Source organism: Simiduia agarivorans SA1 = DSM 21679, from assembly GCF_000305785.2.
In the GTDB taxonomy this organism is placed as follows: Bacteria; Pseudomonadota; Gammaproteobacteria; order Pseudomonadales; family Cellvibrionaceae; genus Simiduia; species Simiduia agarivorans.
On sequence record NC_018868.3, the window covers coordinates 2,977,565 to 3,001,118 of the forward strand.

17 protein-coding genes are annotated in these 23,554 nt (G+C 57.7%); 10 read left to right on the forward strand and 7 right to left on the reverse strand.

The genetic code is table 11. The features are described from left to right. Entirely contained in the window at nucleotides 1–1,269 is a 1,269-nt protein-coding gene (locus M5M_RS13380) for an inorganic phosphate transporter (RefSeq protein WP_015048026.1), read from the reverse strand. Between the two features lie 25 nt (nucleotides 1,270–1,294). Beyond that, nucleotides 1,295–1,975 (reverse strand): TIGR00153 family protein, encoded by a 681-nt coding sequence (locus tag M5M_RS13385; RefSeq protein ID WP_015048027.1) that lies wholly within the window; start codon nucleotides 1,973–1,975, stop codon nucleotides 1,295–1,297. 162 nt (nucleotides 1,976–2,137) lie between these two features. Here M5M_RS13385 and tfpB point away from each other — a divergent pair, with 162 nt between their 5' ends. The 9 genes from tfpB (at nucleotide 2,138) to M5M_RS13430 (ending at nucleotide 14,974) form a co-directional block, all read left to right on the forward strand. After that, a complete protein-coding gene (gene tfpB / locus M5M_RS13390; RefSeq protein ID WP_024330512.1) occupies nucleotides 2,138–3,910 on the forward strand; it encodes a type IV pilus assembly ATPase TfpB in 1,773 nt (590 codons plus the stop codon). 502 nt (nucleotides 3,911–4,412) lie between these two features. Further along, nucleotides 4,413–7,280 carry a bifunctional [glutamate--ammonia ligase]-adenylyl-L-tyrosine phosphorylase/[glutamate--ammonia-ligase] adenylyltransferase gene (gene glnE / locus M5M_RS13395; RefSeq protein ID WP_015048029.1) on the forward strand — a complete coding sequence of 956 codons (2,868 nt, stop codon included), beginning with the start codon at nucleotides 4,413–4,415 and terminating at the stop codon, nucleotides 7,278–7,280. 60 nt (nucleotides 7,281–7,340) lie between these two features. Beyond that, nucleotides 7,341–8,270 (forward strand): branched-chain amino acid transaminase, encoded by a 930-nt coding sequence (locus M5M_RS13400; RefSeq protein WP_016389521.1) that lies wholly within the window; start codon nucleotides 7,341–7,343, stop codon nucleotides 8,268–8,270. A 51-nt stretch (nucleotides 8,271–8,321) separates the two neighbouring features. Next, on the forward strand, nucleotides 8,322–9,446 hold the full coding sequence (locus M5M_RS13405; protein WP_015048031.1) for a glycosyltransferase family 4 protein: 1,125 nt from the start codon (nucleotides 8,322–8,324) through the stop codon (nucleotides 9,444–9,446). 10 nt (nucleotides 9,447–9,456) lie between these two features. After that, the gene (locus tag M5M_RS13410) at nucleotides 9,457–10,203 is read left to right on the forward strand and encodes a lipopolysaccharide kinase InaA family protein (protein WP_015048032.1); all 747 of its coding nucleotides are present in this window, start codon (nucleotides 9,457–9,459) and stop codon (nucleotides 10,201–10,203) included. Nucleotides 10,204–10,323: 120 nt separating this feature from the next. Next, nucleotides 10,324–11,241, forward strand: coding sequence for a dTDP-4-dehydrorhamnose reductase (gene rfbD / locus M5M_RS13415; protein ID WP_015048033.1), 918 nt, complete (start codon nucleotides 10,324–10,326; stop codon nucleotides 11,239–11,241). A gap of 35 nt (nucleotides 11,242–11,276) precedes the next feature. Then, nucleotides 11,277–13,049 carry a lipid A export permease/ATP-binding protein MsbA gene (msbA, locus tag M5M_RS13420; RefSeq protein WP_015048034.1) on the forward strand — a complete coding sequence of 591 codons (1,773 nt, stop codon included), beginning with the start codon at nucleotides 11,277–11,279 and terminating at the stop codon, nucleotides 13,047–13,049. Nucleotides 13,050–13,054: 5 nt separating this feature from the next. Next, a complete protein-coding gene (gene hldE, locus M5M_RS13425; RefSeq protein ID WP_015048035.1) occupies nucleotides 13,055–14,488 on the forward strand; it encodes a bifunctional D-glycero-beta-D-manno-heptose-7-phosphate kinase/D-glycero-beta-D-manno-heptose 1-phosphate adenylyltransferase HldE in 1,434 nt (477 codons plus the stop codon). A gap of 99 nt (nucleotides 14,489–14,587) precedes the next feature. Then, the gene (locus tag M5M_RS13430; RefSeq protein WP_015048036.1) at nucleotides 14,588–14,974 is read left to right on the forward strand and encodes a hypothetical protein; all 387 of its coding nucleotides are present in this window, start codon (nucleotides 14,588–14,590) and stop codon (nucleotides 14,972–14,974) included. Here the strand turns inward: M5M_RS13430 and M5M_RS13435 are convergent. From M5M_RS13435 to M5M_RS13455, 5 genes are all read right to left on the reverse strand, one after another. Continuing rightward, nucleotides 14,968–15,696: a 16S rRNA (uracil(1498)-N(3))-methyltransferase gene (locus tag M5M_RS13435; RefSeq protein WP_015048037.1), complete on the reverse strand. Its 729-nt coding sequence runs from the start codon at nucleotides 15,694–15,696 to the stop codon at nucleotides 14,968–14,970. The genes M5M_RS13430 and M5M_RS13435 overlap by 7 nt on opposite strands. Next, nucleotides 15,697–16,539 (reverse strand): methylenetetrahydrofolate reductase [NAD(P)H], encoded by an 843-nt coding sequence (gene metF, locus M5M_RS13440; RefSeq protein ID WP_015048038.1) that lies wholly within the window; start codon nucleotides 16,537–16,539, stop codon nucleotides 15,697–15,699. Nucleotides 16,540–16,617: 78 nt separating this feature from the next. Next, nucleotides 16,618–18,042, reverse strand: a complete 1,425-nt coding sequence (gene ahcY / locus M5M_RS13445; RefSeq protein ID WP_015048039.1) for an adenosylhomocysteinase — start codon at nucleotides 18,040–18,042, stop codon at nucleotides 16,618–16,620. A 69-nt stretch (nucleotides 18,043–18,111) separates the two neighbouring features. Beyond that, on the reverse strand, nucleotides 18,112–19,266 hold the full coding sequence (metK, locus tag M5M_RS13450; protein ID WP_015048040.1) for a methionine adenosyltransferase: 1,155 nt from the start codon (nucleotides 19,264–19,266) through the stop codon (nucleotides 18,112–18,114). 12 nt (nucleotides 19,267–19,278) lie between these two features. Next, the gene (locus M5M_RS13455) at nucleotides 19,279–20,262 is read right to left on the reverse strand and encodes an ArsR/SmtB family transcription factor (RefSeq protein ID WP_015048041.1); all 984 of its coding nucleotides are present in this window, start codon (nucleotides 20,260–20,262) and stop codon (nucleotides 19,279–19,281) included. A 136-nt stretch (nucleotides 20,263–20,398) separates the two neighbouring features. On the opposite strand from M5M_RS13455, the gene M5M_RS13460 reads away from it, so the two are divergent. Then, the gene (locus tag M5M_RS13460; protein ID WP_015048042.1) at nucleotides 20,399–23,485 is read left to right on the forward strand and encodes a S8 family serine peptidase; all 3,087 of its coding nucleotides are present in this window, start codon (nucleotides 20,399–20,401) and stop codon (nucleotides 23,483–23,485) included. The last annotated feature ends 69 nt before the right edge of the window (nucleotides 23,486–23,554 follow it).

The window sequence follows — 23,554 nt, forward strand, 5'->3', positions numbered from 1 at the left end:
TTAGCTGAACAGCCCCTTGAAGAAGTAAAAGAACACTACCGCCAGCAAGGCGCCCGCCGGCAGGGTGACGATCCACGACATGAAGATACTGCCGATCACGCGCAGGTTGAGCGCACCAATACCGCGCGCCAGGCCTACACCCAGTACCGCGCCCACCAGTGTGTGGGTGGTAGAAATGGGCAGCCCGGTACCGGACGCGAGTACCACCGTGCCAGCGGCACCCAGCTCGGCGGCAAAGCCGCGGCTCGGGGTCAGGTGGGTGATTTTCTTGCCGATGGTGGCCATGACCCGGTGGCCGTAGGTGGCGAGACCAATCACGATACCGATTGCGCCCACCAGCAGGATCCAGCCGGGCATAGCGGCTTTGGCACCAATGGCCCCGGTTTTCACCGTGGCGACAATGGCTGCCATGGGGCCGACGGCGTTGGCCACATCGTTGGAACCGTGGGCGAACGCCATGGAACAGGCGGTAAAAATCATCAGGATGGCAAATACCTGCTCAACGTTGGCAAAGCGGGATTCTTTTTCACTGACGGGTTTGAGCTGGCGCAGCAGGTAAATACCGAAACCGGCCACCAAGAGCCCGATCAAGGCGGACAGGCCCATGGACTCCAGGAAGCTGAGCTTGAAACCGCTGTCCTTGAATACGTGCTTCAGGCCCTTCAGCAAGGTCACCATGCTGATCAGAAAGCCCACGAAGAACATGTACACCGGCACGTACTTTTTGGCGTTGGCCAGGGGGTTGTCGGTGTCGAGAATCAGCCGTTGCACGCTGCGGAACAGCATGAAGGCAATGGTGCCCGCCAGTAGCGGCGAAACCACCCAGCTGGCGGCGATAGTGCCAACCTTGCCCCAGTTCACCGCGTTCATGCCGATGCCGGCGACGGCAAAGCCTACAATGGCACCCACGATGGAGTGGGTGGTGGACACCGGCCAGCCGAGGATAGACGCCGCCAGCAGCCAGGTGCCCGCGGCCAGCAAGGCGGCCATCATGCCGTACACCAGTAATTCTGGTGTGTCGGCGAGCATGCCAGGGTCGATAATGCCCTTGCGGATGGTATCGGTGACCGCACCGCCCGCCAGATAGGCGCCCAGGAATTCGAACACCATGGCGATAATAATCGCCTGTTTGATGGTGAGGGCCTTGGAGCCCACCGAGGTGCCCATGGCGTTGGCGACGTCATTCGCACCCACACCCCAGGCCATAAACAGACCGAAAATACAGGCCAGGACCAGAAAAATCTGGCCGTATTCAGCAATAACAGACATGGAAAATTCTCCGCAAAGGTGGCGCTTAGCGCGCTAACAGCAGCTCTAACCGGCTGCCTACTTTTTGAGCGCGGTCGGCCACATCGCCAACCCAGTCAATGACTTTGTAAAGGAACATCACGTCCACCGGTGGCATTTCGGCCTCCAGTTCGAACAGCGACGCCCGGATGGCGACTTCCATTTCGTCGGCCTGGTTCTCCAACCGGTCGAGCTCGCCGATCATGGTTTCCACGATGTCCAGCTCACGGCCGGCAAAGCCGGTTTCCAGCAGCTCGTCCAGCTCGTTGATGGCTTTCAGCGATTGTTCAACGGTGGTGACGGCCGCTTGCACGAAGGCAAGCATCTGATCGCCCAGGGCCTTGGGCAACTTCATCTTGCGCCCCAGCATGATGCCGGCGATGTCCTTGGCGCGGTTGGCAATGCGGTCCTGGCCGGCCAGCAGTTCCAGCAGGTCGGAACGCGGTACCGGCAAAAACAGGCTCTTGGGCAGATGCAGGCGCAGGTCTTTCTTCAGACTGTCAGCCTTGTTCTCCAGACCGTGGATCTGTTGTTGGACCTTGTCGGCCTGGGCCCAGTCGTTGGCGATGACGGCTTCGAAGAAAGGGGTCAGGAGGCCGGCGGCCTCAGCCACCACGGCCATATGCTCTTGCATGGGCTTGATGGGGGATTTGCCAAACAGGATGGCGAATGGATTAGCACTGGGCATAGGTGTCTCCCGGTTAACGAGCGCGAATTATAAAGACAGGTGTGATCTGGGTCACGCGCCAATTTCCGCGCCAGGCGCGCCGGCATGGGCGCTGCCAGTCCGCTGTGTTACATTCTGGAGGTTAGTGGCAGGTTTCGCCACGTGTTACGGGAATACAGGGATATGAATCAACTGGCTGCGCCAGACCGACCGTTAGAGCTGCGCAATATCCTGCTTGCGCTGGTGGAAGACGGCATTATCACCCAAGGCGATGCCAATGTGCTGGGCGGCAGTCCGCTCTCGGGCAAGCAGCGCACCAAGAACCCGCTTTCCATCATCTGCAGTCGCAAACTCATCGATCAGCGCACCGGGGGCAAGCCGCTGGACGGTGAGCGGTTGTCGCGCTGGCTGGCCGAACGGGCGCAGCTCGAGTGGTTCAATATTGACCCGTTGGAAATCAACGTGGCCAAAATCACCGAAGTGATGTCCTTCGCGTTTGCCCAGCGTCATAAAATTTTATGCGTAAAGGTCAAATCCGATGAGCTGGTAGTGGCCACCGCTGAGCCCTACGTCAATAACTGGGTAGAGCAGCTCACTCATACTGCGCGCAAACATATCACCAAAGTGATTGCCGATCCGGATGATATCGAGCGGTATACGGTCGAGTTTTATACCCTTGCCAAATCCATTTCCGGGGTCGGCAGTCAAACCGGCACATCGGCCGCCAACAACTTTGAGCAATTGCTGGAAGTGGGCGGCGCGCGCGACCCGGAAGCCAACGACCAGCACATCGTCAACATCGTGGACTGGCTGCTGCAGTACGCGTTTGAGCAGCGTGCCAGTGATATCCACATTGAGCCGCGTCGCAACGTAGGGCGCATCCGTTTCCGCATCGATGGCGTTTTGCATCAGGTGTACGAGTTGCCCATGAATGTGACCACCGCGGTCACCTCGCGCCTGAAAGTGTTGGGCCGCATGAACGTAGCGGAAAAACGTAAGCCCCAGGACGGGCGCATCAAAACCAAAAGCCCGGATGGCAATGAAGTAGAACTGCGTTTGTCTACGCTGCCTACGGCCTTCGGTGAAAAACTGGTGATGCGGATTTTCGATCCGGATGTGTTGTTGCGTTCTTTCGAACAACTTGGCTTGATAGGCGATGACCTGGCCGCCTGGCAGGACATGCTGTCGCGTCCGAACGGCATTGTATTGGTGACCGGCCCCACCGGTTCCGGTAAAACCACCACGCTGTATTCGTCCTTAAAACGCATTGCCACCGATGAGGTGAATGTCTCCACCATCGAAGATCCCATTGAAATGGTGGAAGACAGTTTCAATCAGACCCAGGTACAGCACAATATCGGGCTGGATTTTGCCGCCGGTGTGCGCACGCTCATGCGTCAGGACCCGGACATTATCATGGTGGGTGAGATCCGCGACCTGGAAACCGCCGAGATGGCGATTCAGGCCTCGCTCACCGGTCACTTAGTGCTATCGACCCTGCACACCAATGACGCGCCGGCGGCGGTGGCGCGGATGGTAGACCTGGGTGTGCCGGCGTATCTGATCAAGGCCTCGGTGTTGGGCATTATGGCGCAACGTCTGGTGCGCACCCTGTGCCCGCACTGCAAAGAACCCGACGCGGTGGATCCCAATGCCTGGCAACAATTGGTGGCGCCGTGGAAAGCTCCGGCGCCGGCAAAAATCTACAAGCCAGTGGGTTGTCTCGAATGTCGCAACACCGGCTATCTGGGCCGGGTGGCGATTTATGAAATCATGATTTTATCGGACTCGTTGAAAACCATGATCCGCGATGACGGCGATCTGATGGCGCTGCGCAAGCAGGCAGTTAAAGAGGGCATGCGCACGTTGCGATTGGCGGGCGCGCAAAAAGTGGGTGCCGGGCTCACCACCATTGAAGAAGTCATGCGGGTAGCGCCGGCGCCGGATCGGGATTAATGGTGAATCTAGAGTGATTTGAATCCGCGAAACCGATTAGCCCCACCAGTATTCCGTTGGTCTGGCTCCGCCCCACGTTTTCCCGCTCGACAATACGTCCTGGTATTGACTCGCCGGGGCCTGCGGACACTATTTTGATTGCCGCTGCTGTGCTCATTTTTGTGACCAGCGAGGCATCGATCGCGTGGTGTAGCGTGCTACATAAGCGATTGATAACACAGTTGGACGCGAAAATGGGCGTAGCCCTGCGGGTTGCGGTTAAATAAGCGCCACTTGTCGTTGCGCGTTGCTTATTTGGAATGACCAAACTTCGCGCCTTGCGCCTAAACTGGCGCTTATTTAACCGCAACAGCGGTAACCAAAATAGTGTCCACAGGCCCAGGGCCGTCCCTGGCCTTTGCAAAACGTGGGGCGGAGCCAGACAATCACGTTGGGTGCGAGTTTCCGCGACAAGGAAACTTTTAGTGCAAATTTTTCTCTTTCTACCATTTTGGCAGTGTTTATGAACCAGCCTGCAATTGATACCCGTCTGGTGCCTGGCGAGCTGTCGCCTTTGCATCAGAATATCGCTATTCCTCACACCGACCTGCCGGATACTCCTCAGCTCAGGCGCTTGTTACTGGCGTCGGATTTTGCGGCGGAAAAACTTGCGCGCTTCCCGCACTGGTGGCCGGCTATTGCCGCAGATGCGCCGGTGGATTATGCCGCGCTGTTGTCTGATATGGTCGCGGGCTGCGACAGCGAAGAAAAATTTCATCAGGCACTGCGTTGGTTCCGCCACCAGCATCTCATTCGGCTGATCTATCGCGAATGCAATGGTCTGGACAGTCTGGCAGACACCACGGCGGCACTGACTGAATTGGCCAGCCAGATGATTGCGGCATCGCTCGCCTGGCATTACCCCCGGTTGTGTACACAGCTGGGCGCGCCTGTGGGTCGCCACTCCGGGCGGACACAACCTTTGGTGGTGCTGGGTATGGGCAAGTTGGGCGCGTGGGAGTTGAATCTTTCGTCCGATATCGACCTGATTTTTGCCTTTCCCGAATCTGGCTCCACCCATAGCGAACGCCAGTTGGATAACCAACAGTTTTTTACCCGTCTGGGTCAGAAACTCATCGCCAGTCTGGATACGGTCACCGTTGATGGCTTTGCGTTCCGGGTGGATATGCGATTGCGTCCGCACGGGGATTCGGGCGCGCTGGTATCCAACTTCAACGCCATCGAAGACTATTACCAGACCCAGGGTCGGGATTGGGAGCGCTTCGCCATGATCAAGGCGCGGCCCGTGGCCTGGGTGGGCGAGGGTGGCGCGCAGGCCGCCGACGAACTGATGGCCCTGCTCACGCCGTTTACCTATCGCAAATACGTGGATTTTTCCGCGTTTGATTCCCTGCGCGATATGAAAAACCTGATCAACCGCGAGGTGCACCGCAAGGGTTTACAGGATGATGTGAAGCTGGGCGCCGGTGGCATCCGCGAGTTGGAATTTATCGGCCAGGCGTTCCAGTTGATCCGCGGTGGGCGCGACCCGGAATTGCGCGAACGCCGGGTGCTGCCGCTGCTGGCGTTGCTGGCCGAGTGGGATCTGATCCCCGCCGCGACGCAAACAGCACTCAGCCAGGCCTATGCCTTTTTGCGTCACGCCGAGCACCTGATACAGGCGCAACAGGATCGCCAGACCCAGCAGCTGCCGCAGGATGACGCGCTGCGCGATCGCCTGGCGCTGGCGATGGGTTTTCCGCATTGGGACGATTTCTGGCAGGCGCTTGAACAGCACCGGGCGCTGGTGCATCAGGAATTCCGCGCGGTGATCAGCAGCCCCGATGACGAGGAAGAAGCCGCCGAGGAAGTGGATATCCAGCATTGGGCCAGTTTTCTGGCCGCCCTGCCCGAGCAGGCGGTGGCTGAAAGCTGGATTGCCGAACAGGGCTTTGATGACCCGGCGGGTGTATACAAGCATCTGCAGGACCTCTATAGCCAGCGCGCCGTGAGCCTGATGCAAGCCCAGGGGCGCGAGCGGCTGGATCGGTTTATGCCACGGCTGATGGCGTTGTTGGCGGATCAGGCGCCGCAGCTGGAAACCTTCATCCGGGTGTTGAAGCTGGTGATCGCCGTCCTGCGCCGCTCCGCCTATCTGGTGTTGTTGATTGAAAACCCGGCCGCCATGGCGCAGCTGGTGAGCCTGTGCGGCGCCAGCCCCTGGATTGCCGACCAGTTGGCGCGCCACCCGGCGCTGCTCGATGAACTGCTGGATGTGCGCAGCCTCTATTCACCGCCCGATCGCACCCAATTGGCCGACGAGCTGCGCCAGGCCACCCTGCGCATCAACCGCGATGACCAGGAAGCCCAGATGGAGGCATTGCGCTATTTCCGCCTTGCCCATGGCCTGCGTGTTGCTGCCAGCGAGGTTGCCGGCGTGCTACCTCTAATGAAAGTGAGTGATTACTTAACCTGGCTGGCGGAAGCGATTCTGGAGTATGTGCAGCAATTGGCGTGGGAGGAAACGGTGGCCCGCCATGGCTTCCCCACCCGTGCAGGCCAACCGGTTGAAGCGCCGGAATTCTGCGTGGTGGGTTACGGCAAGCTGGGTGGCATCGAGTTGGGCCATGGCTCGGATCTGGATCTGGTGTTTGTCCACAACACAGAGCTTACGGGTTACACCACCGGCGAGCGCTCTATCGATAACCAGAGTTTTTATATCCGCATGGGTCAGAAGATGATCCACATTCTCAATACCCAGACAGTCTCGGGCCAGTTATACGAGGTGGACATGCGGCTGAGGCCCTCGGGCAATTCCGGTCTGTTGGTGACATCATTGTCGGCTTTTGAAAAGTACCAGCGCGGCGAAGCCTGGACCTGGGAGCAGCAGGCGCTGGTGCGCGCGCGCGCCATCTGCGGCTCGGCCGACCTGATGGCGGCCTTTGAAGCCTTGCGGTTGGCGCTGCTGTGCGTGCCCCGGGATCTGGAAAAACTGGCCGCCGATGTGGTGCAAATGCGGGAAAAAATGCGCCAGAGTCTGGGATCTGGCAATAAAGCCGGCTTCCATCTCAAGCAGGATGCCGGTGGTATCGTCGACATTGAATTTATGGTTCAATACGCGGCTTTAGCTTGGGCCCACCAAGTGCCGGCGCTGGTGCGATACTCGGACAACATTCGCATTCTCGGCTGTCTGGAAGATGCTGATCTGTTGGCTGCCACCGATGTGGCCAACCTGATCACCGCCTACAAAGCCTACCGATCAACGGGTCATGCCCTGGCGCTACAACGCCAGTCTGTCACCCTTGAGGACAGCCAATTCCGTACCGAGCGCAAAGCCGTAGAAGATCTATGGCAACGGTTATTTGGGGCTCTTGGCAATCAGGATAAATAATCTGAACTTTGCCGGGGTTCCATGGGTCCACCGAGACCAACGAAGTACAGGAGTAGGCTTATGAATTTTGCTGACCGCGACGGCGTCATCTGGCTGGATGGCGAACTCGTTCCCTGGCGCGATGCCCGTGTGCACGTGCTGACCCACACCCTGCATTACGGCATGGGGGTGTTTGAGGGCGTGCGCGCCTACCACACCGAATCCAGCGGCACCGCGATTTTCAAGCTGAAAGAGCATACCGATCGCCTGTTCCGCTCAGCCCACATCATGCGCATGAACATGCCATTCAGTAAAGATGAGCTCAATGCCGCACAAAAAGCGGTGGTGCGCGAAAACGGCCTGAAAGAAGCCTACCTGCGCCCCATGGCGTTCTTGGGTTCAGAGGGTATGGGGCTGCGCGCCGACAAGCTCCAGACGCACGTGATGGTCGCCGCCTGGGAGTGGCCTTCCTACATGTCGCCGGAAGCGCGCGAGCAGGGCATCAAAATCCGTACATCCAGTTATACCCGCCACCATGTGAATATCACCATGTGTAAGGCCAAGGCCAACGGGAACTACATCAACTCCATGCTGGCCCTGCGCGAGGCACTGGATGCGGGCTGTGAAGAAGCGCTGTTGCTGGATAACGAAGGTTATGTGGCCGAAGGCAGCGGTGAAAACTTCTTTATGGTGCGCGATGGCATCATTTATACGCCCGAGCTCACCAGCTGCCTGGATGGCATTACCCGCGCCACGATTTTCCAGCTGGCGGCAGAAGCCGGCTACACTATCAGGGAAAAACGCATCACCCGCGACGAGGTGTATGTGGCTGACGAAGCGTTTTTTACCGGCACCGCCGCTGAAGTGTTGCCCATTCGCGAGCACGATGGCCGGGTCATTGGTGCCGGCAAGCGCGGTCCGGTGACGACTATACTGCAACAAATGTATTTCGATGCGGTCAAAGGGGTGGGTAACAAGCACCCTGAGTGGTTGGCGCCAGTCAGCGAATAGACAAGGGGCGGCCGGGGCCGCCCTTTCTTCATTAAGGCACTTTAATTTCTGATGGATATTGCGTTAACCATTTACCGCTACGCCCCTTACGAAGGGCATGCGCGGCACTGCCTTAACATTGCGCGCGAGTTGGCTGCCCGGGGCCATGCCGTGCGCATTTACAGTATGCAGTGGGTCGGTGACAAGCCGGATAATCTGCGCTTTGTTCAGGTGCCGGTAAAAAGCAAAGTGCCCGAAGAGCGCAACGAGTTTTTTCATCGCTGGGTTAAAGCCCACATGGCAAAATTCCCGGTACAGCTGACCGTGGGCTTCAACAAAATGGCCGGTCTGGATGTGTGTCTGGTGACGGAAGGCTGTTATCGCGCACAGGTGGCTGAAAGCCGTAACTGGGTTTATAAAATGTCCGCCGCCTACCAGTTCTGGAGCGGCTGCGAGGACGCCGTCTTTGGTGATGACAGCAAAACCCAGATTTTGCTGATGTCGGGCGCGCAGCGCGCCATCTTCGCCAATCAATTCCCCAATGCGGTCAAACGCATGCATTTGTTGCCGCCGGGCGTTACCCGCGACCGCAAAGCCACCGCCGAAAGCGAGCTCTACAAAATGGGGTTCCGGCGCGAACACAATATCAAAAGCGAGCACCTGGTGCTGTTGGCGGTCATGACGCGGTTTAAGCGTCAGGGCCTGGACCGCTTGGTAGAAGCGGTGGGTGCACTGCCCGACGCGTTAAAACACCGGGTCAAACTCTGGATAGTGGGTAATGATACGCCCGATGATTATCTGCGTCGGGCACACGAACTCGGTGTGGCTGAGCGCATGGTGTTTTTCGGCGGGCGTGAAGATGTGCCTGTGTTCATGCAAAGCGCGGATTTGTTGGTGCATCCGGCCCATCAGGACATGACGGCTACTGTGCTGTTGGAAGCGATGGCCGCCGGTTTGCCGGTGCTTTGTACCACCACCTGCGGCTATGCGCCGCTGGTTAAAAATGCCCGTGGGGGTCTGGTGGCCAGTTACCCCTATTCGCAAGCCGAGTTCAACCAATTATTACTGCGTGCATTGGAATCCGATGAACGTATGGAGTGGGGTATCAACGCCTTGGAATTTACCGACAGCCGCGATATCTATTCATTGGCGCACCGGGCCGCGGACCTGGTTGAAGCCGCTGTGCGCGACCGCTGAGTTAACGGCTATGTTTCAATGTGAAAAATCTCTGCAAACCCTGCTTCAGAAGCTGCACCTGCAGGATGCGGCGCGCCTGTGGGACTATTGCGCGCGGCAATTGCATTTTTCACCGGCGCACGGAGAGTCGGCCAAGAAAACCGGTGAACTCAATTTTGGTGACGACGCCGGGCCTTTGTTCCGCGTGTACATCAGCCAGAATCAATTGCAGCGTAAAGGCTGGTTGTTTCAACAGGCGCCGCGGTTGAGAGAGCATTATCAGAATTATTTATTGTGTGAAGCGCGCGGTATCGCCACCCGGCCGGCAGTGTGTTACGCCGAGGACAAGATGGCCGCTCAGGACAGCTGGCGATCCGTCATGGTGGTGGCGCTGGATAGTCTCTATGTCACCAGTCAGTCCCTGCAAAAACACTGGACCGAGCAGAATCTGGAGCAGCGCAAGCCGATCTTGCAGGCATTTGCCAACCAACTCAATCAACTGCACAAATGCCGCCTGGCGCACCACAATCTTCACCCGGTTAATCTGTTAATCCAAACCGGGTCGCTCACTACCTGCCTGGATCAGATTGAACACCTTGGCTATCAATGGCGCTCGGTGGTGGCCAGTGTGAATGATCTGGCGACTTTTTTGTCGGGCATGCCGTGTTTTGACGCCGCCGATACGGAATTTTTTCTGCAACAATACTGGCGCGACTGCAATCTGGGGCTGACCTATCAGGGCTTGCGCCAGCGAGTACTGGCGCAGTTGGCGCACTGATCGGCCTGTGCGCCCGCACAAGCCGGAAGATTGTGCCATTGCACTTGAAACGTATCGCACCACGTGCTGTGTGAACCGTAATTTCCGACTGAAAACCCTCTGCTCAATCAGGACGTTTAGATGCAACTTCCGAAGCTATTGATACTCGGTGCCGGCGGCCAAGTGGGGCAGGCATTGCAGGCGTCGAGCCCCGGCTTATACACCTTGATCACGCCCACGCGCGCGGATCTGGACCTGACGGCATCCGCGGCGATTGAGCCCTTTATCATCGCCACAAAACCGGCTCTGGTCATCAATTGTGCGGCCTATAATTTCGTCGACAAGGCCGAGCAGGAACGCGAACGCTGTCGTCTGATTAACGCCACCGCCGTAGCGCGAATGGCGGCCGCGTGTGAGCGGCTGGCAATTCCGCTGGTGCATTTTTCCACCGACTATGTGTTCGAAGGCAAGGCCGCCGGCAGCGCCCTGTACACCGAGGATGAACCCCCTTGCCCGGTCAACCATTACGGCCAGACAAAACTGGCCGGCGAGCGCGCCGCTTTGGCACAATCCCGCAATCTGGTGTTGAGGGTGAGTTGGGTGTTTTCCGAATTCGGCGCCAATATGGGGTCGCGCATGCTGGCGGCGGCGTGCGCGGGCCAGCCTTTGCGCATGGCCTCTGACCAATGGGGTTCTCCCACCTATGCGGGACACATTGCGGAAACGGTGTGGGCACTGGTGCCGGCGCTGTTACGGGGCGAGCCCGGTGGGCTGTATCATCTGAGCGGCCTGAGTGCGGTAATGCCTGCGGCCAGCCGCTGGGATCTGGCGGCGGGGCTGGTAGAGGCGGCCATCGCTGCCGCCATGTTGCCGGCAGATTACCGGGTGGATGCCACCACCCAGGCGCAGTGGCAGGCACTGTTCGGCGTGCCTGCGGCCAGCCGGCCGGACTTCTCTGCCATGGCCAATGACAAGCTGGCCGCGCGGCTCGGACGTGCACTACCCCATTGGCAGCAGGGATTGGCGCCCTGTGTGACCGGCTTGTTGGCGCAATCATGATAAACTGGGCAATTATCCAAACAGGACAATAACCGGTGAGCACTCCAGCAACACCCATTCAACCTCAGGATACCGAGCAGTCTCTCACCGCCGGCCAGATCTATCTGCGCTTGCTGGGCTATGTGCGCGATCACGCGGGTCTGTTTGCCATCAGCATTTTTGGCCTGGCCATATTTGCCGCATCCCAGCCCATGTTTGCCTGGGTGATGGAATACCTGATTGACGAAGCGATTCCGAATAACCGGCCCGAGGACCGCTGGATTGTGCCGGTGGCGATGATGGCGATTTTCGGGTTGCGAGGTTTTGGTCAGTTTATTGGCAATTATTTCAGCGCGCGCGTGTCTTTAGCGATAGTCCACACCTTGCGGATTCAGTTGTTTAACCAACTGACGGCGATGCCGGGGGTGTATTTCGATAACAATAATTCCGGCCACCTGATTTCCCGCATCACCTACAACGTCACCCAGGTCACGGCAGCGGCCACCGAAGCCTTTAAAGTGATCGTGCGCGAAGGTCTGACCGTTGTGTTCTTGTTGGGCTACCTGATTTACAGCGACTGGAAGCTCACGCTGATCTTTCTCGGCGTGGGGCCACTGATAGGGCTCATCGTCTGGCAGGTGGGCCTGCGCTTGCGCAAGTTGTCGGCCAAAGTGCAGCATTCCATGGGCGATGTGACCCATGTGGCCTCAGAAATGATCAATGGCTACCGGGTGATGCGCTCCTTTGGCGGCGAGCACTACGAGCAAACCCGCTTCAAGCAGGCGTCGGAAAAAAACACCCGGCAAAACCTGAAAATCGCGCTCACCAGTGCGGCCAATACGCCGGTTATTCAGTTGATGGTGGCCGTGGCCATGGGCTTCGTGGTGTACCTGGCCCTGACGTTCATGGGCACGTCCAACCCTGGCGCCTTTGTGGCCTATATCACCGCGGCGGCATTAATCCCCAAACCGGTGCGTCAGCTGTCCGAGGTCAACTCCACCATCCAGAAAGGCATTGCCGCGGCGAGCAGCATTTTCATTCAGCTGGATGAAATTACCGAAACGGACACGGGTGATTACCAGACCAAACGGGTGCAAGGCGCTCTCGCGATCAAACATCTGAATTTTTCCTATGATGGCAAAAAGCAGGTGCTCAAGAACATCAGTCTGGATATCCCGGCGGGAAAAACAGTCGCACTGGTAGGACGTTCCGGCTCAGGTAAAACTACGCTGGCGAGTCTTATTCCCCGTTTCTATCAGCACGAAGATGGCGAAATCCTATTGGATGGGATAGAAATCAACCGCTATACCTTGTCCAGCTTGCGCGCGCAGATTGCCCTGGTGAGCCAGCAGGTCACTTTGTTTAATGACACTGTCTACAACAATATTGCTTACGGCACCCTGGCCGATGCCAGTGAAGAGGACGTGCTGGCGGCGGCCAGGGCTGCGCATGCGCTCGACTTTATCGAAAAAATGCCCGACGGCATGCAGACGCTCATTGGCGAAAATGGTGTCCGTCTATCGGGCGGTCAACGCCAGCGCCTGGCCATTGCCCGCGCACTGTTGAAAAACGCACCGCTATTGATTCTGGATGAAGCCACGTCTGCGCTGGATACCGAATCCGAGCGTTCGATCCAGGATGCATTGGAAGCAGTGATGAAAAACCGCACCACGCTGGTCATCGCACACCGGCTTTCCACCATTGAAAACGCGGATCACATCGTGGTGATGGATCACGGCGAAATTGTCGAGCAGGGCGACCACGCCAGTTTGCTGGCCCAGCAAGGTTATTATGCCAAATTGCATGCAATGCAATTTGAAGAGGAATGAAGCAGATGTTATTGACCATGCCACATTTCAACGGGTCCCAGGTATTGGTGGTGGGCGACGTCATGCTGGACCGCTATTGGACCGGTGGCACCTCGCGCATTTCACCGGAAGCGCCGGTGCCGGTGGTGAAAGTCGATCAGATTGAAGATCGTGCCGGCGGTGCCGGCAACGTGGCATTGAATATTGCCGCTCTCGGGGCGGGCGCCAGCCTGATTGGCATTGTCGGCAACGACGAAGCAGGTGAGGCCCTGCGTACCCGCTTGCAGGCCGCCAACGTGCACACGGATTTTCAGGTGGTGGACAACAAGCCGACGATTACCAAACTGCGGGTGATGAGCCGCCATCAGCAATTGTTGCGCATGGATTTCGAGCAGGCGTTTGCCGCTGAAGACAGCAGTGAATTCGTGCATAAAGCCGAACAGCTGATTCCCCACGTGGGCGCACTGATTCTGTCCGATTACGCCAAAGGCAGCCTCGCCAATATCCAGCCGCTGATTGCAATCGCCAACAAGCACAAGGTGCCGGTGCTGGTCGATCCCAAAGGGACGCATTTTGAAGCCTATGCCGGTGCGACACTGCTCACGCCCAATCTGCACGAGTTTGAAGCGGTGGTAGGTGAGTGTGCAACTGAACAGGCTTTAGTGGAAAAAGGCGTTGCGTTATTAAAAAAACTGCGCCTGCAAGCCTTGCTGGTGACACGCGGCGAACAAGGCATGACTTTGTTGCGCGAAGGGCAACCGGAGCTGCATTTGCCCGCGCGCGCGCGCGAAGTCTACGATGTGACCGGTGCAGGCGATACCGTAATCTCTGTGCTGGCAGCCTCCCTAGCGGCCGGTGAGCCGTTGCCGAACGCGGTGGCGTTGGCCAATCTCGCCGCCGGTATCGTGGTGGGCAAACTGGGTACTGCGACGGTCAGCGCGCCGGAATTGCGCCGCGCCGTGAAAGCCGATCAGGGCTCCGAGCGGGGTGTGTTGAACGAAGAACAATTGCTTCTGGCGTTGGAAGAAGCCCGCGCCGCCGGTGAAAAAATTGTATTCACCAACGGTTGTTTTGACATCATCCACGCCGGCCATGTGGGTTATCTGGAAGACACCCGCGCATTGGGCGACCGGTTGATTGTCGCCATCAATTCCGATGAATCCGTATCCAAACTCAAGGGCCCCGGGCGGCCGATTAATCCGGTCGATCGCCGCATGGCAGTGTTGGCCGGTTTGGAAGCGGTAGATTGGGTCACCAGTTTTAACGATGATACGCCCGAGCGTTTACTGAAACTGATTAAACCCGATGTGTTGGTCAAAGGTGGTGACTACACAACCGATCAGGTCGTGGGCCATGAAATCGTGCGCGCCTACGGTGGCGATGTCCGGGTGTTGAGCTTTTTTGAAAATGTATCAACCACCGCGATCGTAAAGAAAATTCAATCGCAAGAAAAAGAATAATAACGCCATGCTGATGAGAGCTGCAGGCGTAATTCCTACCCCATTGTCTGATAGCAAGATTTTTGCTGTAAACGACACTTGGATTTAACGACGGCAGGGATGATTTATTTTTTCAGCTTCTTTCTGAATATCGGTATTGTTGCCAGTATTTTGTGGTTGGCTGGCAGGGTGGGATTCGTCCGCATTGCGTTCAAACACGCCCTGATCTGCGCAGTCGTTTCGTCGCTGGCCGGTCTGGTGCCCTATGTGGGCTGGTTCTTTGCGCTTTGGTCGCTGTTCAGCATGTTGCATTATTTTACCCGCGCCAGTCTGGTGCCGGATTTGGTCGTGCTAGTGCTGTTGGCGCAGGCGTTTGCCATGGGCTTGGGTGCGTTGGTGGGGCCGGATCACAGCGCCAGGCAAGACCGTGCGGAGCGGATCTTATTGTTGGAGCGTTGCCAGGATGACCCAGACTATGCAGGTTGCGACTCGCTCCACGCTTACTGAAAATCACCCCAGGTCATTTGCAGAATGCTCAGCGCGGCAATGGGTGCGGTTTCCGTGCGCAGCACGCGCGGGCCTAACTGAAGCGGGTGAAAGCCCTGATCCTGCGCTTGCGCGATTTCTTCATCCGACAGACCGCCTTCGGGCCCTATCACCATTGCCACAGAGGTGGGTGTTGCGTGGGTGCTAAGCGCTCTGTCTGCGCGGTGGTGCAATACCAGTTTCAGTGCCTCTGATCGATCGGCCAACCATTGGTCTAGTTTGAGTGGCGCCGCTATTACCGGCAGGCGGTTGCGCTGGCATTGCTCACAGGCGGAAACAGCAATTTGCTGCCAGTGGGCAATTTTTTTATCGGCCCGCTCTGCGCTGAGTTTGACCTCTGAACGACTGGTTAGCAGCGGTGTGATGTGGGTAACGCCAAGTTCGGTGGCCTTTTGAATGACCCAGTCAAAACGATCGCCCTTGGACAAGCCGATACCCAGATGAATTGCCAGGGGCGATTCTTTTTCGGTTGGATCGAAGGCGCCAATGGTGAGTGTTACCGCTTTTTTTGCCGCGCTGGCAATAGTTGCCGCATACTCCCCGCCCTTGCCATTAAACACCGTTAACGGCCTGCCCGCCTCCATGCGCAAGACGCCAGCCAGATAGCGACTGGCATCGGCATCTAACGCGACCGTATGGCCGCTCGCGAGTTCGGTGTTGACGAAGAGGCGGGGGATGCGCATTTAGTCGTCGTCACCAAACAGGTTGTCGAGTACGCGCGCGCTCGGCCCGGTTTGGTTCATGGTGTAAAAATGCAAACCCGGTGCGCCGTTTTCGAGCAGGGTCTGACACAGCTCGCTCACCAGGTCGACACCAAAATCCTGTAAGGCTTCGCTGTCGTCACCGTAGCTTTCCAGTTTCTTGCGTAACCAGCGTGGGATTTCGGCGCCGCAACTGTCGGAAAAGCGCGCCAGGTTGCGATAGTTAATGATGGGCATGATGCCCGGATAAATCGGCGAGTCGATGCCGATGGCCTGGCACTGGTCGATAAAATGGAAGTAGGCGTCGGGGTTGTAAAAATACTGGGTAATAGCGCTGTTGGCACCCGCGTCAAACTTTCCTTTCAGGTAGCGGATATCATCGCTGTAGCTTTTCGCTTCCGGATGAATTTCGGGATATGCGGCCACTTCCAGATGGAAATGATCGCCAAATTTTTCCCGGATAAACGCGACCAACTGATTGGCATACACCAGCTGTGAATGACCACCCATGCCGGAGGGTAAATCGCCGCGCAGTGCCACTATGCGATCGACACCGAAACTTTTGTAATCTGCCAGCAATGTGCCGACGGTCTCTTCGTCGTCCCCGCCAAATGACAAATGCGGTGCGGCACTGATGCCCTGTTCGATCAATGACTTCACCACCCCGCGCGTGGTGTCGCGGGTGGTGCCACCGGCACCGTAGGTGACAGAATAAAAGTCGGGGTCAAAGCGCTGCAGCTCTTGCCTGACCTGATAGAGTTTGGCTTTGCCTTCCGCTGTTTTGGGCGGGAAGAATTCAAAGCTGATGCGAATATCGTCGCTCATTGTTTTTGTGTCCTGTGACTTCCTGTGAGCTTCTGGCTGCCGACCCATGATGACCAGCAACCAGAGGTCAGAGACTTATTAATATTTATACGATTCCGGCTTATAAGGGCCGTCTACCTTCACGCCAATGTACTTCGCTTGTGCCTCGGTCATGCGCGTGAGTACGCCACCAAACCCTTCCACCATATCTTTGGCGACTTCTTCGTCCAATTTTTTCGGCAGTACTTTTACGTACAGGGCGTCTTTCTTCTCGGCAGCCGGCAGGTCGGCGAATTTGCGCTCATACAAATACATCTGCGCCAGTACCTGATTGGCAAAAGAGCCGTCCATGATACGCGAGGGGTGACCGGTGGCGTTGCCCAGATTTACCAGGCGGCCCTCCGACAGCAGAATCAGGTGATCGCCGTTGGCTGCTTCTTTGCTGGCGGCACGGTAGATCTTGTGTACCTGCGGTTTCACTTCTTCCCAGTGCCAGTTTTTGCGCATAAAGGCGGTATCGATTTCGTTGTCGAAGTGGCCGATGTTGCACACCACGGCGCTGGATTTCAGCGTTTGCAGCATGGCGCTGTCACACACGTTGATATTGCCGGTGGTGGTTACAACCAGATCGGTGGTGCCGAGCACGGCGGTGTTGATGTCCTCGACCTTGCCGGTGTTGATGCCATTATTGTAGGGCGATACCACTTCATAGCCGTCCATACAGGCCTGCATGGCACAAATCGGATCGATCTCGGTGACTTTAACAATCATGCCCTCCTGACGCAGGGAGGCGGCAGAGCCTTTGCCCACATCGCCGTAGCCGATAACCAGCGCTTTTTTGCCCGACAGCAGGTGGTCGGTACCGCGTTTGATGGCATCGTTCAGGCTGTGACGGCAACCGTACTTGTTGTCGTTCTTGGATTTGGTCACGGCATCGTTCACATTGATCGCCGGAACCTTCAGGGTGCCTTCGGCAATCATTTCCAGCAGGCGATGTACACCGGTAGTGGTTTCTTCACTGATGCCGTGAATCTTGTCCAGCATGGCCGGGAATTTCTCGTGGCAGAGTTGGGTCAGGTCGCCACCGTCATCCAGAATCATATTGGCATCCCAAATCTCATCGCTGTCCTTGTGGGCGCGGATGGTCTGCTCGATACACCACCAGAATTCTTCTTCAGTCTCGCCTTTCCAGGCAAATACCGGAATCCCGGCAGCAGCAATTGCCGCGGCGGCGTGATCCTGAGTAGAGAAAATATTGCACGATGACCAGCGCACGTCTGCACCCAGATCCACCAGCGTTTCAATCAACACGGCGGTCTGAATGGTCATGTGAATACAGCCCATGATTTTGGCGCCTTTTAACGGCTGCTCGCTATGGTACTTGCGGCGCAGTGCCATCAGCGCAGGCATTTCACCTTCGGCAATTTCAATTTCACGCCGGCCCCAGGCCGCGTCTTTTTCAAACTGGGCCAGATCTTTGGCGGCTACTTTAAAATCGGCAAAGCCGTTGATGGAATAAGTCATAATCAAATCTCAAAAAAGTTGCGAGTTGCTAATGCCTGATAAAAAGAGACCAGGCATCAGCTACTTGTTTTAAAGCGCTTTTGCCAGCGCCTCAGCTTTGTCGGTTTTTTCCCAGGTGAAGTCCGGAATCTCGCGGCCGAAGTGACCGTAGGCGGCGGTTTGGCGATAGATCGGCCGCTTAAGATCCAACATGGCAATCAGACCCTGCGGGCGCAGATCAAAATGCTCGCGCACCAGATTCACAATATCGGTATCAGACAGTTTGCCGGTGCCAAAAGTATTGACAGAAATAGACGTGGGTTCAGCCACACCAATGGCGTAAGACACCTGAATTTCACAGCGATCGGCCAGACCGGCGGCGACAATATTTTTTGCCACGTAGCGGCCTGCGTAAGCGGCAGAGCGATCAACTTTTGAAGGATCTTTACCGGAAAAGGCGCCGCCACCGTGACGGGCCATGCCGCCGTAGGTGTCCACAATGATTTTGCGCCCGGTCAGGCCGCAGTCACCCACAGGGCCGCCGATGATGAACTGGCCGGTGGGGTTGATGTGGTAGAGCGTGTCTTTGTGCAACCATTCCGCTGGCAATACCGGTTTGATGATTTCCTCCATCACCGCTTCGCGCAAATCGCTTTGTTTGATGCTGGGTGAGTGTTGGGTGGACAACACCACGGCATCGACGGCGACGGGTTTGCCGTTTTCATAGCGCAGCGTCACCTGGCTTTTGGCATCCGGGCGCAGCCATTCCAGTACGCCGTTTTTGCGCAGTTTGGCCTGGCGCTCCACCAACCGGTGGCTGTAATAAATCGGGGCGGGCATCAGCACATCGGTTTCGTTGGTGGCATAGCCGAACATCAGGCCCTGATCGCCAGCGCCCAGGTCCTTGTTGTCGGCTTCGTCCACACCCATGGCAATATCGGCGGATTGTTTGCCAATGGCATTCAACACTGCACAGCTGGCGCCGTCGAAACCCACGTCGGATGAGCCGTAACCGATGTCCAGTACGACGCCGCGAATCAGGTCTTCGAGGTCCACATAGGTGCTGGTGCGCACTTCGCCGGCTACCACCACCATGCCTGTTTTCACCAGGGTTTCCACCGCCACGCGGGCGTCTTTGTCGTCGGTGAGAATGGCATCGAGCACCGCGTCAGAAATCTGATCGGCCATTTTGTCGGGATGGCCTTCCGAAACGGATTCGGAGGTAAAGATGGCGTATTCGGACATGGATGTCTCCGTCTATTGAATAGAGTTGGCCAGCCGGAACTGGCGAAGCTGAATTTGAAAACCATTGCGCAGTGCAAAATAGTTGGACTGACCTTCGATCAGGCCTGCGCGTTGTGCCCAACCGGAAAATTCTTCAGGCTCAAAGCCCTGCCATAAGTCGCCGCAGGCGTCGCGGGCCCAGGACTGGTCGTGCCGGCACAGGTCTGTGACCACCAGCTGGCCACCGGGTTCCAGCATGGACGCCAGGTCGCTGAATACTTCTGCCGGACTGGGCGTGTGATGGAGCACCATGTTGGTGACAACGCAGTCAGCTTTGAAGCCCTGGTTAACGCCTGTGCGGGTGTCGCCCTCAATAAATGTCACGTTGTGCAGCGTGCGATTGTTGTCGCGCGCTTGCGCCAGCATCTCGGGGGCGTTGTCGAGTGCGGTGACCCGCTCGAACCGCTGGCTTAACCACGGCAGCAATTCACCCGCACCGGGGCCCACTTCTATGGCATGGCGGGCCGTGGCCGGGAACAGGTGGCCGAGCATTTCGCATACCGAGTCGCCGTATACGGGAAAACTCGCAATCAGATCCTGCTGAGCATGAAATTTTTGCGCGTTTTCTGCGAAGAATGCCTGCGACGTTTTTGACCTTTCTGCGTATAACTGTTGGAGTCCGTCCACCAGGGCCGGCGCCAGCGGTTGTTGGTCCAGGTCTGCCAGTAGTGCTGTCCGGGTGTTGGCAAGCGGCCAGTGACTGGCCACCAACTGGCGGCGGTAAAAGTTGGAATTGCCTTCGCGCCGGCTGGCAATCCAGCCGCCTTTGGTCAATACCTTAAGGTGGTGGCTCATGCCGGATTGCGGCATATCGAACAGCCCGGCCAGCTCCAACACGCCAAAGGAATCCTGTGCCATCAGGCGCAAAATCGCCAGGCGCAGCGGGTCGGCCACCGCTTTGAGGGCGATAGCGAGAGTTTCGCCGGTGACGGGATTCTGATTGAGGGCGCTGTTCATGGGCGTGAAGTGTAGCAAGCTTTCAATCTATATCAAAATATTTTGATATAGATTGAGTGAATTGAAGGTTTTCGGCCCCGGTGCGTTATCTGATCTGACCGGATAACGAATAACCCCGGTGCACAGGAGCGTGACGATGCGATGGTATGTGGTGTGGGTGCTGGGTGTGTGCCTGGTGTTGAGCGGTTGCGGTGGTGGCAGTGGCAGCGGGGGCTCCGGCAATCCGGTCTTTGGTAACCAGGACCCGGTCGCACGTTTTACGGTGACCAGCCAGAGCTTGTCAGTGCCGGCAACGGTGGCATTCAACGGCTCTGCATCCAGTGACAGTGACGGCACCGTGGAGGCTTACAGCTGGGACTTTGGCGATGGCAATACCGCCAACGGCGCCGTGGTGTCGAACATCTATGCTGACGCTGGAAGCTACACCGTGACCCTGACCGTGACCGACGATGATGGGGCGACGGACAGCCACACCGAGGTGGTCAACGTACTGAACCAGCAACCCGCGGTGCCGGTTATCGACACCGCCGCGCCCCACCTCATTGCGCCGGCGACTGTCCAGTTTGATGCCACCGGCTCCACCGATCCCGATGGCGATATCGCGTCCTACCACTGGGACTTTGACGATAACGGCAGTTTTGGTCAGGGGCCTCAGGTCAGTCATGTGTTCGAACAGCCGGGTGATTACGAAGTGGTTCTGACCCTGACCGACGACACCGGGTTGTTGTCCAGCGACAGCGTGGTCATCACAGTGTTGCCGCGCTCCGCGGGGCAGTACAGTATTTCCGGCCGGGTGCGCGCCACCGAGCAAACCTATGTGGATGGCGATACCAATGACCCGCTCAGCACGCTTGTGGCCAACAACAGCGGCCCCGAGGCGCAGGTCATCGGCAACCCGAGTATTACCGGCGGCTTTGTCGCACAGGCCCCCACGGGCGGCACCCAGAACGGCGACCGCTTTGCCAACAGTTCCGATGTGAGCGATTTCTACCGGGTCAATCTGCAGGCTGGGCAAAGGGTGTTGTTGGAGATTGGCGACTGGGCCAACGGGGATGTGGACATTGATTTGTTCCTCTACAACGACCTCGGCACCCAGCTGGACTTTTCCGAGGGCGTGTCGGATGTGGAAGTGGTGGAAGCGCCGTTGAGCGGTACCTATTGGGTTGAAGTCTTCGCTTACAGCGGTTTCTCCAATTACGAGCTCAGTGTGGGTGTCAGTGCCGCGCGCATCCCGGCGCGGGCCTGGGCAATGGGCAGCCGGTCACCGATTGTGGAAAACGAGCTGTTGGTGCGCATGGCCGGTGACGGCGTGCTGACACCAGCCCAGGCCAATACCCGTGCGGCTGGCTTGAAGTTGGCCGGCGAACCGCGGGCCGGCCGGTTGGCCCGCATGGCATTATCCGAGCCGCCGGTGTTGCGGGCCCTCACGGCCGGGTTCAATCGCCCGACAGCGCATGCGGGCAAGCAGGCCACCCTGCGTGCGCTCAAGCAATTGCGGCGCGATCCCGCAGTGGCGGAAGTGGCGCCAAACTACTGGATGACGCCGCAGGCCACGATACCTACCGATCCGAGCTACATCCAACAGTGGCATTACCCCCAGATCAACCTGCCCCAGGCCTGGGATCACGCCACGGGCGCGGGCGTGATAGTGGCGGTATTGGATACTGGCGTGTACCTGGCGCATGAGGATTTAGGCGCCAACCTGGTCAGTGGATACGACTTCATCAGCAGCAGTGCCAACGCTGCCGACGGCAATGGCATCGACAACAACCCGGATGATCCGGGCGATGGTGGCTTGTCCGGCAACTCGTCCTGGCACGGCACTCACGTGGCCGGCACGGTGGCGGCGGTGGCCAATAACGGCCGCGGTGGGGTGGGCGTGGCCTATGGCGCCCGGATTATGCCGATCCGGGTGCTGGGGACCCAGGGCGGCTCCAGTTACGACATCCTGCAGGGCCTGCGTTATGCGGCTCGCCTGCCCAATGACTCCGGTACGGTGCCCCCCGTGGCGGCAAAAATTGCCAACCTGAGCCTCGGCTGCCAGTTCTGCTTTTCCGCCTCTGAAGCCCAGGCCTATCAGGCGGTGCGCGATGCGGGCGTGATTCTGATTGCGGCGGCAGGCAATGAAAACTCTACCGCGCCCGGCTACCCGGCCAGCTACGATGCGGTGGTCTCGGTGTCGGCCACCGATCGGTTTGATGCCCGCGCGCCCTATTCCAACCAATCGCAATTTGTCGCCATTGCCGCGCCGGGTGGTAACCAGCGCACCGGCGCCAGCAGCGGTATTCTGAGCACGCTGGTGGATCAGTCCTCCGGTCAGCGCCGCTCGGCCTATGCCTGGTATCAGGGGACATCCATGGCCTCCCCGCACGTGGCCGGGGTCGCCGCCCTGATGGCGGAGATCTACCCGTCGTTAACGCCGGCGGAGTTCGATCAGGCAATCAGCAGCGGCGGCATCACTGTCGATGTGGGCCCCAGTGGCAGGGATGACAGTTTTGGTTACGGCCGCGTCGATGCCTACAAGGCGGTGCAATACGCCCTGGCTTTAGCCGGTAATACCCTGCCGGCGAGCCTGGCTGTAAACCCCGGCTCGGTTGCCATGGGAGCGATCCAGAATGCGGCAACGGTGCAAGTGAATAAAACCGGTAACGGTGCGCTGCAGGTGATTTCGGTGTTCGAAACAGCGGACTGGCTGACCGTTAATCCTGACACGGTGGATGGCGATGGCTTTGGCAGTTACCAATTGCTGGTGGATCGCACAGGCCTAGCCGATGGCAGCTACCAGACCACCGTGACCTTTACCGACAGCAATGGCGCCACGGCGGAGGTGTTGGTGAGTATGACGCAGGGCGTACAAACCTCGGACAATGGCGTGGGCGTTATTTATCTGTTGTTACTGGATGAGAACTTCAATTTCTTTGATCAGGCAGTGCTCTATCCGAGCGTCGATCCCGGTGATGAGGGCGATTACATCTACAGCTTCACCCAATTGCCCAGCGGTAAATTTTATCTGGTGGCCGGTACCGACAATGACAACGACCTGGAGTTATGTGATGCGGGCGAAGTCTGCGGCGCATATCCCACCCTCGGTGTTTTGACGCCGGTACAAATCAACGATGATCTGACCGATGCGGATTTCCTGATTCTGATTGGGGATGCGGTCAGCAGTGCAGCGCAGACAAATCCAGAGGAAAACAATCGGATCAGGATAACGCGTAAATAATTCAGCACTAAACGCATCCGGATGGTAACAATTTACTGCCATGTAACATAAAGCGAGGTGCGTTGGCGT